Annotated in this window: 9 protein-coding genes; 6 read left to right on the top strand and 3 right to left on the bottom strand. The window is 59.5% G+C overall.

Annotated elements, in window-relative coordinates; all coding sequences use genetic code 11:
* The first annotated feature begins 1,094 nt into the window (after window positions 1–1,094).
* The 6 genes from vanR (at window position 1,095) to KFE19_03260 (ending at window position 8,451) form a co-directional block, all read left to right on the top strand.
* A complete protein-coding gene (gene vanR, locus KFE19_03285; GenBank protein QUO38551.1) occupies window positions 1,095–1,790 on the top strand; it encodes a VanR-ABDEGLN family response regulator transcription factor in 696 nt (231 codons plus the stop codon).
* A gap of 79 nt (window positions 1,791–1,869) precedes the next feature.
* Window positions 1,870–2,898: a HAMP domain-containing histidine kinase gene (locus tag KFE19_03280; GenBank protein ID QUO39509.1), complete on the top strand. Its 1,029-nt coding sequence runs from the start codon at window positions 1,870–1,872 to the stop codon at window positions 2,896–2,898.
* A 130-nt stretch (window positions 2,899–3,028) separates the two neighbouring features.
* A complete protein-coding gene (gene vanG, locus KFE19_03275; GenBank protein ID QUO38550.1) occupies window positions 3,029–4,069 on the top strand; it encodes a D-alanine--D-serine ligase VanG in 1,041 nt (346 codons plus the stop codon).
* Entirely contained in the window at window positions 4,066–4,806 is a 741-nt protein-coding gene (locus KFE19_03270) for a M15 family metallopeptidase (protein QUO38549.1), read from the top strand. Before vanG ends, KFE19_03270 begins: the two co-directional genes overlap by 4 nt.
* Window positions 4,803–6,884 carry a serine racemase VanT catalytic subunit gene (gene vanT / locus KFE19_03265; GenBank protein ID QUO38548.1) on the top strand — a complete coding sequence of 694 codons (2,082 nt, stop codon included), beginning with the start codon at window positions 4,803–4,805 and terminating at the stop codon, window positions 6,882–6,884. Before KFE19_03270 ends, vanT begins: the two co-directional genes overlap by 4 nt.
* 886 nt (window positions 6,885–7,770) lie before the next feature.
* On the top strand, window positions 7,771–8,451 hold the full coding sequence (locus KFE19_03260; protein QUO38547.1) for a GntR family transcriptional regulator: 681 nt from the start codon (window positions 7,771–7,773) through the stop codon (window positions 8,449–8,451).
* Window positions 8,452–8,612: 161 nt separating this feature from the next.
* Here KFE19_03260 and KFE19_03255 read toward each other — a convergent pair whose 3' ends face one another.
* From KFE19_03255 to KFE19_03245, 3 genes are all read right to left on the bottom strand, one after another.
* On the bottom strand, window positions 8,613–9,788 hold the full coding sequence (locus KFE19_03255; GenBank protein ID QUO38546.1) for a 4-hydroxybutyrate dehydrogenase: 1,176 nt from the start codon (window positions 9,786–9,788) through the stop codon (window positions 8,613–8,615).
* Between the two features lie 113 nt (window positions 9,789–9,901).
* The gene (gene lpdA, locus KFE19_03250; GenBank protein ID QUO38545.1) at window positions 9,902–11,296 is read right to left on the bottom strand and encodes a dihydrolipoyl dehydrogenase; all 1,395 of its coding nucleotides are present in this window, start codon (window positions 11,294–11,296) and stop codon (window positions 9,902–9,904) included.
* 10 nt (window positions 11,297–11,306) lie between these two features.
* Complete coding sequence (locus tag KFE19_03245) at window positions 11,307–13,028, bottom strand: 2-oxo acid dehydrogenase subunit E2 (GenBank protein ID QUO38544.1); 1,722 nt, start codon at window positions 13,026–13,028, stop codon at window positions 11,307–11,309.
* Window positions 13,029–13,040 lie beyond the last annotated feature (12 nt).

The following is a 13,040-nucleotide window of genomic DNA, read 5'->3' as shown; positions in this document are numbered from 1 at the left end:
TTGGCTGGCAAAAATCACCGGATTTACCCCTCAAAACCGCCATTAGTTCCATCTCCCATGCTGTTTCCCCTCTGGAGATACCCTCGAAAAACTTCTTCGTCAACCTCCGTCCACACAGGCCGCACAAGGCCCGCGGCCTCCTCAGCGTGCCGGAAATGTTGTCCCTCCGCCAAAGCCTTGCACTCCCCTTCACAGGCAGTGGACCTCCCGCCGGGGGCGGGCCGTTCTGACCACCCAGATGGCGGCCGCCCTATGCTCCGCATTGGTGCTGACAGCCGTCAATCTTGTGGTTTATACTGTTCCCTTCCTGGCGCAGAAGCCTCTGCGGTTTCGCGATTGCGGCCTGGGCGGGATCTGGGCTTGGGGCTCACCCTGGTTCGACTGGACTTACGGGACCTATCTCGTGGTGCTGGCGGGACTGATCCTGGCGCTGTCCCTGGCGGCTGCCGGCCTCACGGTGTTCCTCTCTCAGTGTGCAGCGGCAGCTATATCGCCATGCTGCTCAAGGCTCTGCCTCTGTTTGCGGCGGTGGGAGCGGTGCTGGGCAGCTGACTTCTGGATCGGCCCTTCTGCTTTCGGCGAGTCTGGGAGAACGGTCCCTGGATGCCGAGAGGGACGGAGACGGCGGTGGCTGCCGGACTTTTGACGGTCAGTATCATTCTCTGCGTGGTGACATGCTGCGGCCAGAGAAAACGCGAGCTGATTTAAACAAGCGCGTTTCAGCAAGCCTCTGATCCGCTGATTTTAAAAAACGCCTGAAAGCACTTGGGCCGCAGTGGATAGAAAGCAGAATGGGCATTGTAATCAACAGGATCTTTGTGGGACTTTTGAATTTCTAAACTGGTGAGCTTGTTCAGTCCGATGCTTCCGGAGGGGAACCGTATGCCGCGCGGTTCTCCTCTTAGCTGTATCCCGCCGGTGAGGAGCGGCGCGGGGGGGGATGCTGCTCAATTTGGCCCCGCAGACACTTTGCCGGGATGTGTCCCTTGGGATGTGAGACATCGGGATGTACATGGCGTTTTTCTGTGGCTTCTCTTTTAAGGCATATCGTGTTATAATATTTCTCACATTTTTTATGGGAGAAAGGAACTGCTATGAGTGTAGATGTTCTGGTGGTGGACGATGAGACTGCCATCGCGGATCTGGTAGAGCTCTGCCTCAGCAACGAGGGCTATACCGTCCACAAATTCTATACCGCCGCCGACGCCCTGGCCTGTGTGCGGCGGACCCGGCTGGACCTGGCCATCCTGGACGTGATGCTGCCGGACATGGATGGCTTCACCCTATGTCAGAAGATCCGGGAGGAGCATCTGTTTCCCATCGTGATGCTGACTGCCCGGGTGGAGGACATGGACAAGATCATGGGCCTTACTCTGGGGGCCGACGACTATATCACAAAGCCCTTCAATCCCCTGGAGCTGGTGGCCCGGGTGAAGACCCAACTGCGGCGGTACCTCCGCTATAACTCCGGTGAGGCAGCGGCCCGGGAAACAGCGGAATATGATTTCCAGGGCCTCCAGATCTCCCAAACCACCCATAAGTGCACCCTTTACGGTGAGGAGCTGGCTCTGACGCCTCTGGAGTTCTCCATCCTCTGGTACCTGTGCCGGAAGCGGGGACAGGTGGTCTCCAGTGAGGAGCTGTTCGAGGCGGTGTGGGGCGAGGCCTATATGGACAGCAACAATACCGTCATGAGCCACATTGCCCGGCTGCGGGAGAAGATGCACGAGCCCAGCCGGAAGCCGAAATTCATCAAAACCGTCTGGGGAGTGGGGTATACCATTGAGTAAGCGAACACGATATAAAGGCCTCTCCGAGCAGGGACGCAGCCGGGCCCGGCGGGCCTGGGGGATCTATCTTCTGGCGCTGATGGCCTGGGTGGCGGTGGTGCTTCTGCTGGCCTTTCTGGGATTGCTGGTGTGCAGTTCCTTTACCTGGTACAGCGGCCCCCTTTATCAGCTGCTGACCTGGGTGCGGGACAATATCGTCTTGGTCTGCACCTTTGTGGTGCTGGTGGGATGGGTGTTCATCAGCTACTTCTTCGTGGCCCGGCCCGTGGCTCAACTGGAGGCCCTGACCGACGCCGCCGAGCAGCTGGCCAGGCCCACGGAGGAGCGCATCGTATTGCCGGAAGCCCTGGCGGAGGCGGAGGTCCAGCTCAACGCCGCCCGGGAGCAGGCCCTTCGGGATGCCCGGGCCGCCAAAGACGCCGAGCAGCGGAAAAACGATCTGGTGGTGTATCTGGCCCACGACCTGAAAACGCCCCTCACCAGCGTCATCGGTTACCTGACGCTGCTGCGGGACGAGCCCCAGATCTCGCCGGAGCTGCGGGCGCGGTATACCGGGATCGCCCTGGACAAGGCGGAACGGCTGGAGGACCTCATCAACGAGTTCTTCGACATCACCCGCTTCAACCTCTCCCATATCGAACTGGAAACGCGGCCCACGGACCTTGTCCGAATGGTCCAGCAGGTCGCCAGCGAATTCGCTCCCCAACTGGCGGAGGCGCACCTCACCTGCCGCCTGGTGCTGCCGGGGAAGCTGGTGTGCCCCTGCGACCCGGACAAGCTGGCCCGGGTCCTGGACAACCTGCTGCGCAACGCCTGCCATTACAGCCTCCCGGACACGGAAGTCACCGTCACCGGTCGGGCGGAGGGAGACCGGGCTGTCCTGGCCTTTGCCAACCGGGGGGCGGACATTCCGCCGGAAAAGCTGGCGCGCCTCTTCGAGCGGTTCTTCCGTCTGGACAGCGCCCGCTCCTCTGCCTCCGGCGGCGCGGGGCTGGGCCTGGCCATCGCCAAGGAGATCGTGGAGCTCCACGGGGGCACCATCACCGCCCGCAGTTCCGGCGGGGTGACTTCCTTCACCGTCACCCTGCCCCTGGAGACGGCGCCGTAAGAAAATCACAAGAATTTCACAGGGATCTCGCAGGAACTTCACAGGAAAAGCAGAATACTCCCGCCGCCTTGCTTTGGTACCATCAGCGTATCAAAGCAAGGCGGTTTTCCGCTTTCGGGAGGTATTTTGCATGAAAACGATTTTGGTACTGTTCGGCGGCTGTTCCACGGAGCACGAGGTCTCCCTCCAGTCCGCCTATGGTGTGCTCACCCACATGGACCCCAGCCGCTATACGCCTCTGCCGGTGGGCATCACCCGGGAGGGACGATGGCTGTGGTATGCCGGTCCCCTGGAGCATCTGACGGACGGCACCTGGGAGAGCCGGCCGGAAGCCGTTCCCTGTACCTTGTCGCTGGACCGGGGGGCTGGCCGCCTGCTGGTGCTGGACGGCTCCGGCGGCAGCCTGACCTTCGACACAGCCTTTCCCATCCTCCACGGAAAAAACGGAGAGGACGGCACGGCGCAGGGCCTGCTGGAACTGACCGGTGTGCCTCTGATCGGCTGCGGAGCATTGTCCAGCGCCCTGTGCATGGACAAGGACCGGGCCCATAAGCTGGCGGCCCTGGCCGGAGTCCGGGTGCCCGGGAGCATCCTGTTCCGCCGGGGAGCGGACTTCCACCGGATCGCTGCTGCGGCGGAAGGACTGGGCTATCCGCTGTTCGTCAAGCCTGTCCGGGCCGGCTCCTCCTTCGGCGTCAGCCGGGTGGATAGCCCGGAGCGGCTGGCTGCGGCGTTGGAGGCCGCTTTCGCCCATGACCGGGAGATCCTGCTGGAGGAGGCGGTGCCGGGCTTCGAGGTGGGCTGCGCCGTTCTGGGAAACGACGCCCTGACTGTGGGGGCCGTGGACGAGATCGAGCTGTCTCAGGGCTTTTTTAACTACGAGGAGAAGTACACCCTCAAGACCTCCGCCATCCACTGTCCCGCCCGGATCTCCCCAGAGCAGGCGGCGCGGATCCAGGAGACCGCCAAAGTGATCTATCGGGCTCTGGACTGCCGGGTTTTTGCCCGGGTGGATTTGTTCCTGACGCCGGAGGGGGAGATCATCTTCAACGAGGTCAACACCATCCCCGGCTTCACGCCTCACAGCCGCTACCCCAGCATGATGGCTGCCGCGGGCTGGGGGTTCACCACACTGGTCAGCCGGATCATTGAATTGGGGGTGGAAGCATGAGGACGGTCATCCTCCACCGGCGGCAGGTGTTTCAGGGACCGCTGCTGGTCATCAACCGGGACCATCCCCTCCGCTCCGCCCCGGCGGACCTGGCGGCGCCGGACAGCCTGCATCCCCATATTCTTCTGGAACGCCGCACCGCCCGGCTGCTGGCCGCCTGCATCCAGAGTGTGGGCGGTCAGGGCGAAATCGTGCTGGTCTCCGGCTGGCGCAGCCAGGCGGAGCAGCAGGCCATCTGGGACGATACCCTGGCGGAGAGCGACGCCGACTTCACCCGGAAATACGTGGCCCTCCCTGGGTGCAGCGAGCACCAGAGCGGCCTTGCCATCGATCTGGGGAAGGCCGCCGGACACATCGATTTCATCCGCCCCGCCTTTCCCTACGACGGTGTCTGCGGCGCCTTTCGCCGCGCGGCGGCGAAATACGGATTCATCGAGCGGTATCAGCGGGGCAAGGAGGACGTTACCGGCATTGCCCGGGAGCCCTGGCACTTCCGCTATGTGGGCACGCCCCACGCTTTGCTGATGGATGCCAACGGACTGTGCCTGGAGGAATACCCGGATTTCCTGCGGCAGCGGCAGCGCAGCTGCCCCTTGCCCGGCGGCCAACTGGCCCAGGTGTTTTATGTGCCCTGCGCCGGGGAGGAGACGGAGGTCCAGCTGCCGGAGGGCTGCTGCCAGGTCTCCGGGGACAATATCGGCGGCTTCATTGTCACCGCCTGGGGGTGCCCCGCATGAAGATGGAAAAGCGGGCGGCGCTGGACTGGGCCAGGCTGGCCGCGGCGGTACTGGTGGTGTGCAACCACACCTCACCCCTGTCCTCCTTTACCGCCGCCGGCGACTTTTTCCTGACGAGGGTGCTGGCCCGGCTGGCGGTGCCGCTGTTTTTGATGATCAGCGGGTATTTCCTGGAGTGGACCGGCTGGCGGTCCGTCCGGCGCTTGCTGAAAAAGACGATGGCCCTCTATGCCGCCGCGGCGGCGCTGTACCTGCCCCTGAACCTCTACGCCGGGCAGGTGACGCCGGATCTTTTCCGAAAGCTCGTGACCGACGGCTCCTTCTATCACCTGTGGTATTTTCCGGCCCTCCTGCTGGGTGTGCCTATCGCAAAAGGGATCCGCCGCCTGGGACTTCGGGCGGGCCTGGCGGTGGCAGAGGTGCTGTATCTGATCGGCCTGGGCGGCGACAGCTATTATGGCCTTGCAATGCGGCTCCCCGGTGCGGAGAGCCTGTATGGAGCCGTTTTTCAGGTGTTTACCTACACCCGGAACGGCCTGTTCTATGTGCCGCTGTTTCTCCTGCTGGGTGCGGCGGGAGTGCGGTTTTCCCGGCGGACGGCCGCGCTGGGGACCCTGGCCGGTCTGGCCCTTATGACTGCCGAGGCCTTCCGGCTGCGGAGCCTGGGCGTCCAGCGCCATGACAGCATGTACCTTGCGCTGCCCTTGGTGATGGGATGCCTTTTCGCCTGGCTGCTGGCGGTGAACGGCGGACAGCGGCGGGAACTGCGGCATCTGTCCGCCCTGGTCTACCTGCTGCATCCGTGGTGCATCGTGCTGGTCCGGGGCGCTGCCGGAGCACTGGGGTGGGAATGCTGGCTGGTGGAAAACAGCCTGATCCACTTCACTGCCGCTGCATTGCTGACATTTGCCCTGTCCGGCCTGGTCCTGACACTGCGTCCCCGGCCGCTCCGGCCCATGGCCCGGGCTTGGCGGGAGATCGACCTGGACGCGCTGGCACACAACGCTGCCGTACTGCGAAAGTGCCTGTCCCCGGGGCAGGAACTGATGGCGGTGGTCAAGGCGGACGCCTACGGCCACGGGGCGGCGCAGACCGCCCGGCGGCTGCAGCGGACAGGGGTCCGGGCCTTCGCCGTGGCCTGCCTCAGCGAGGGCATTGCCCTGCGGAAGGCGGGGATCCGGGGAACTATTTTGATCCTGGGCTGGACGGACCCAAAAGATACCCCGCTGCTGCGCCGCTGGCGCCTGACCCAGACCGTGGCGGACGAGGCTCACGGCCATGCCCTGGCGGCCCGGGGACCTGTCCGCGTCCACTTGGGCCTGGACACCGGCATGCACCGGCTGGGCGTCCCGGCGGCGGATCGGGAGGCCCTGGGCCGGTTGTTTCGGGAGAAGAATCTGCGCATTGACGGGGTGTTCTCCCACCTGTGCGTCTCCGACAGCCTGGAAAAGGGCGATGAGGACTATACCCAACGGCAGCTGGACGGTTTCTACCAGGCGGTGGACTGGCTTCGCTCCTCCGGCTATGACCCCGGTGCCGTCCATATCCAGTCCAGCTACGGCCTTTTGAATTTGCCGCCCCAGCCCTGCCGGTATCTGCGCGCGGGAATCATCCTCTACGGCGTACCCAGCGATGGCTCGCCCACAGCCGCCTGGCCGGATCTGCGTCCGGTGCTGTCCCTGCGGGCCCGGGTGGCCTCGGTGCGGCATCTGGCGGCCGGAGAGGGGGCGGGCTATGGATTGGTGTTCCGCGCGGAGAGGGACACGGCCATGGCAGTGGTTACCATCGGCTACGGAGACGGCCTGCCCCGCCAGCTGCCTCAAAGGGGCGGAGAGGCTCTGGTCCGGGGCTGCCGGTGCCCCATGGTGGGGCGGATGTGCATGGATCAGCTGTTTCTGGATGTGACGGAGGTGCCTGGGGTCCGCCCTGGAGATGTGGTGACCCTGATTGGCCGCGACGGCGGCCAGGAGATCACCGCTTGGGAAATTGCTGAACGCTGTGGTACCATTACCAACGAACTGCTCTCATCTCTGAGTCCTCGGCTGAGTTTGCTGAGCGGTCGGTGCGATTGCATGTGAAAGTAATCGCTCTTTTCTGAGGGCGGGGTCGCTTTGGGAAGGCCGGTCTTTTGCCGTGCTGTCTGCGTTCTCTGGTGCGCATAAGAAGCCCCCGGCACAAGGGTGCCGGGGGCTTCTTATGTTGAAATTAAGGCGGGGTGATGGACTGCCGGCGTTTTTGGGCAGACCCGTCTGCCCCGGACGAGTGGAATAGACCGAGTATAGTTATCCTTATAAAATGATTAAGGAATACGCGCTGAGCAACTGCATGTCGATCGACTCACGTATACCGTAAATTATTATAATTAAATATGGCTTAATTGAAAGAACAAAAGTCTGTCGGATATTGCGTACGCGTTAAACATATTTTGTTGAATGCCCAAGAGCGCTTATTCCTTCAATCAGAAAAACTTTTCAGCCCTTTAGACGAATCCGAGCACAGATCTTGACCACTGCAGCACTTCAAGAATATGGCTTTCTACAGAGTTTAATAAATAAAAAGAGTAGCCGTTTTTGTAACGTTAGAACTCTTTTCATACAGAGAAAAGATTGACCAAAAACATTTCTTCTTCGAAAAGTACGTGCTTCTTTGCCAAAATTGAAGGTTTTTGCTCTTTTGATATGGCGATTGTTATAATGTAAAAATACAAAACCCTAAGCCGATTTTCTGATATGGCCTGCATTGTAGATGTTGCGATGTGGAAAGAGGTCCCTTGAGACTGGCTTTTATTAGTTTAGTAATTTAGCAAGATAAAACTATTGGATTGGCCGCTTAAAATTATATATGGAATTTTATATATAATTTTCCAAAAGTTGACGAAATAAAACAAAAAGATTATAATAATAAAAAAATGCAATCACTCCGGGAATTTTGCCGGCACAGCCCGGAATGGAAGGGGCGATTATCTTGGGCCATGAAAATAGCAGCTTAGGATTCTCTTACCGGAGAGTTTTTCGGGAAGAGGTCCGTAATGCAATTCGTGAGGCAATTTTTTCCAGAGAACTAAAGCCGGGGGACCGTGTTATTGAGACGTACTGGGCTAAAGAATTAGGAGTATCTCAGGGGCCAGTCCGTGAGGCAATTCGAGATCTGGAAGCTATGGGGCTTGTAGAGACGGTCCCATTTAAGGGGTCGCGAGTTCGTTTCCTAACAGAGAAAGATATTCGGGATAACTATAGTGTCCGTATTTGCTTAGAGTCTAAGAGTATTCGGGATGTAATTAATTGCCTAAATGATAAAGAGATACAGGAACTGGAAGAAGAACTTCAAAAAATTGTGAATTCAATGAAAGTATCCGCAGATGAAGGAGACTTGCGGACATTTACAGAACAAGATGCAGCATTTCATCGGGTTATTATTAACGCTACAGGAAACCATGTCCTTTTGCGATTCTATGAGCAATGTAATATGCGCAATTGGTTTATGTTTTCTGCACTTACTGATGCAAAAAGCTTGAAGAAGTTACAAGCAGGACATCAGGAGTTAGTAAATGCTATAAAAAAAAGAAATCTCAAAGAGGCTACAGCAACACTCGAGGAACATTTAACGAATTTGATGGATAGTTTTATTAGAGGAGTAGAAGATTAAATTAGCAGTTTAGATTTAGTGAAGAATAGTATTATTTTTTGTGATTGCGTCTTATTGCAGGATTAAAAATATAATTAAAAAAGGAAATGAGTTCAGGAAACTATGGGATATAGGTTCCTGAACTCATTTTGTTCTAATACATAAATATCAGGCTATGTAATTTAGAAGCACTTGCGATAGATGGCCTCTTCGCTCTCGAGGTCGAAGGGATAGTAGGCGTTGGTCATGAGGCGCTGCTGGTTGGCCTCCACAGACTGGGGGAAGGCCTTGAAGTCGGCCTCGGTGAAGCCGCAGTCGCGCAGGGGACGCAGGGGCAGGATGCGCTGGAGCAGGGCGTTCATCTCGGGGATGGCGTCCTCCACCTTGCAGCCCAGGATCTTGGCCACCAGCTCCTTGAACTTCATGATCTCGCCGGTGGGGTTCTTCTCGTCATAGTAGTCCATGATGGCGCCGAAGAGCATATAGTTGCTCTCGCCGTGGGGCACGTGATAGGTGCCGCCCAAGGGGAAGCTCATGCCGTGGACAGGGCCGCAGCCGGCCTTCAGGAAGGCGATGCCGGCGTAGAAGGAGGCGGTCACGAACTCCAGCATATAGTCGAACCGGGCGTCGGGACCCTTCTCGTCGATCAGCTTGAACCCCTTGAGGATCATGTCCATGGCTTTCTCGCTGAACAGCTCGGAGGTGATGGTCTTGCGGTGGGGGCTCAGGAAGGACTCAGTGGCGTGGACCAGAGCGTCGATGGCGGAGCAGGCGAAGGGCTTGTAGGGCAGGGTCCGCAGCAGGTCGGGGATCAGGCACACCTTGTTGGGGATGATGTCGTCGGAGACCAATCCCAGCTTGGTCTCGCCGCCGGTCAGCACGCCGTCCTTCTCGTCCTTGACGATGGCCACGGAGATGTTGGTGCACTCACTGCCGGTACCGCATGTGGTGGGGATGGCGATGACGTCCTTCTCATGGATCACGGGGAAGCGCTTGAAGTACAGGTTGTGGACCGTGTCGGGGCGCTTGCAGCCCAGCAGCTTGCACAGGTCCATGATGGCGCCGCCGCCCACGGCGATGACGCGGTCATAGCTGTCGTAGGGGATGGCGTCGTACATGATCTGGATCATTTCCTCGCTGGGCTCGCCGGCGCCGAACTTCTCCTGGAACACGTAGTTGCACTTCAACCCTAGGTCCTTCATGAAGGGGGTGTAGATGAACTCGTTGGTCAGCACCACGTCCCGCTCGTTCAGATCGAACTCCTTGGCCATGTCGGCGAAGGTCTGGAACTTGTACACGGTGGGCGCGAAGATGATCTCTCTCTTATCGGCCATCAGGGCAGCGGAAAAAGCATCCATATCTGGTTCTCCTTTTCAAATAAAGTTAGAATGTGCTCCGGCGACCACAGAGGCCGCCGAGGCAGGATGTAAATATCGATCAAGGTCAATGGAAGGGTAAAAAGGAAGTGCCATTACTTGTGAGATTTGGGAGTATTGACGCAATTCCCGTAGCAGACATGAGCTGCCTCCATCACCGCCTCGCTGACAGTGGGATGGGGATGGACGGTGTGCCCGATCTCAGCCACGGTGCCCTCACACTCCATGACGGCGGCCACCTCGGCGGCCAGGTCCGTGGCCCGGGGGCCGATCACATGGAATCCCAGGATCTCATCCGTGGCTTTGTCATAGACGAATTTGGCAAAGCCCTTATTTTCCCCCATTGTGAGTGCTTTGCCGTTGCCGGAAAGGCTGAAGGTACCCGTTCCGATCTCTCGGCCGGTTGCCCGGGCCTGTTCCTCCGTGAGCCCCACCATGGCGGTCTCCGGATTACAGTACACGCAGGAGGGAATCCGGTTGTAATTGAGTTGCTTGCAGGGCTTGCCAGCGATATGGTCCGCCACCAGCAGACCTTGGGCGGAGGCCACATGGGCCAGTTGCATCTTACCGTTGATGTCACCGATGGCGTAGATGCCGGGGACATTGGTGCGGCACAGGCCGTCCACATCGACAAAGCCCTTGCGGTCCATATGGACGCCCAGCTTTTCTAGGCCAATGCCCTTGGTGTTGGGGGTGCGTCCGCCGGCCATCAGCACCACGTCACCTTCCACGGAGCCCTTGGTGCCATCCTTGACGGCGGCGTAGTTGACCTTAAGACCCGGCTCAATGGACTCCACCCGGACGCCCAGCACCAGCTCCACGCCGCAGCGCTTGAGTTCCGCTTCCACGAAGTCGGTGATGTCCTTGTCCAGAGGGCCCAGTACCCGGTCCAGCATCTCCACGATGGTGACCGGCACGCCAAGACGATAGAAGAAGGTGGCAAACTCCACGCCGATAACGCCGCCGCCCACAATGATGATGTGCTTGGGGCACGTGGTCATGTTCAGCAGACCGGTGGAATCCACCACGCCGGGCAGGTCCACACCAGGAACGGGGATTCGGGCGGGGCTGGAGCCGGTGGCCACGATCAGGTGGTCGCACTTGAGGATCTCACCATTGGCGAGCTCCACGGTGTTTCGGTCCGCCAGGGTGGCGTGGCTTGCGAAAACGGTGACGCCGTGGTTCTTCTCCAGGAAGGCCACGCCGTTGCTCAGTTGCTTGGCTACGGCATTTTTCCGCTCGATGATCTTGGCGTAATCGAAGGTCAGCTCTCCCGCGTTGACCCCGAAGGGGGCGCCGTTTTTGGCGTCGTGATAGATGTCGGCGGAGTGCAGGAGGGTCTTGGTGGGGATACAGCCCCGATTCAGGCAGGTACCGCCCAGCTCCGCCTCCTCCACCAGAGCAGTCTTCAGGCCGTTCTGGCTGAGGCGGATGGCACACTCATAGCCGCCGGGGCCGCCGCCCACAACGACCGCGTCAAATTTCTGCATACGCGCCTCCTTAAATCAGCAGCACGGGATTTTGCAGATAGTTCTTCACCTTCTGCAGGAATTTGGCGGCTTCGGCACCGTCGATGATCCGGTGATCGTAGCTCAGGCACAGGGCGCACATGGACTTGATGACCACTTGGTCCTCGCCTTCCTCGCCGGTGACCACGACTGGCGTCTTGGAGATCTTGCCGACGGCCAGAATGGCGGACTCCGGGGGGTTGATGATGGCCACAAAGTCGTCCAGGTCGAACATACCCAGGGACGACACCGTAAAGGTGCCGCCATGATAGTCGGCATCCGTCAGCTTGCCGTCCCGGGCCTTCTCAATCAGCTCCGCGGACTTGGCGGCGATGCCGGTGAGGCCGATGATATCGGCGTCCTTGATGACCGGGACGATCAGCCCGCCGGGGACGGAAACGGCAGTGCCCACGTTGACATAGTCGTGATAGAGAATGCTGTTGCCGTCCACACTGGCGTTGATGATGGGCATATCGGTCAGGGCCTTGGCGCAGGCGCGGACGATGATATCGTTGTAGGAGACCTTGATGCCAAGCGCCTTGTACTGGTTCCGCAGAGCCACCACGGCGGTCATGTCCACCACCATGCGGTGGTTGGTTTGAGCGTTGACCTGCTTGCTGGCCAGCATGTTCTTCATGACGGCCCTGCGCATGCCGGTCATTTTCTCCGTATGGGTGCCCCGGGTCATCTGGCCGGCGGGGGCGGTTGTCTCCGCTGCAATTTCCGGTGCGGTGACTGCAGGCGCAGTGACCGCTGTAGGTGCTGCACCGGGCAGATCGGCGGTGGTGATCTTACCGTTTACACCGGTGCCGGTGACGCCGGACAGGTCGATGCCTTGGGCTTTGGCAACGTTGGCAGCAAGAGGCGTGACAGGGGGCCTGTTTGCGATGTAGCCCATGACATCCCGGTCAATGATGTAGTCATCAGGGCCGGTGGCGGGAACGCAGGCCAGATCCACGCCATTTTCCTCTGCATGCAGACGGGCGCGGGGAGAAGCCCAGATTTTGCCGTTGGGGTCGCGGAGAGGAACAGCGGCGGGAGCTGCGGAGGTGGTCGCAGGAGCAGGAGATGCAGTTGCGGCTGTGGGACCGGTACTTCCTGTAAAGCCGGACACATCGGTACCGGCCTCTCCGACAATGGCGATGGGCTGGGTGATGGGGACGGTCTCTCCCGCAGGGTGCAGGATCTTCAGCAGTGTGCCGGAGACTTCAGCATCCATGGTAATGGTCAGTTTGTCGGTTTCCATTTCAAAAAGGGGCTTGCCAGCGATGACCTGCTCGCCTTCCTTTACCAGCCACTTGGTAATGGTGCCCTCCTCCATCATTAGGCCCTGTTTGGGCATGATGACCAGGGAAGCAGAGGCAGGCAGCTCTGAAGGAGCGGTGGAAGCTGCGGCCGCATCAGATGCAGGCGTAGCAGGAACGGCAACAGGAACGGCTGCCGGGGCGGTGCCCAGAAGAGCGGAAATGTCCTCGCCCGGCGTGCCGACAACGGCGATGGGCTGGGTGATGGGGACGGTATCTCCCGCAGGGTGCAGGATCTTCAGCAGTGTGCCGGAAACCTCGGCGTTCATGGTGATGGTCAGCTTGTCTGTTTCCATTTCGAAAAAGGGCTGTCCGGTGACCACCTCATCGCCTTCCTGTTTCAGCCATCTTGTAATGGTACCTTCTTCCATCATCAGACCCTGTTTGGGCATAATTACGATAGAAGCCATAGTGGAAGCTCC

The organism is Dysosmobacter sp. Marseille-Q4140 (assembly GCA_018228705.1).
Classification (GTDB): domain Bacteria; phylum Bacillota; class Clostridia; order Oscillospirales; family Oscillospiraceae; genus Oscillibacter.
The sequence above is the reverse complement of the archived record's forward strand: the minus strand, read 5'-3'. Positions and strand labels throughout refer to the sequence as shown.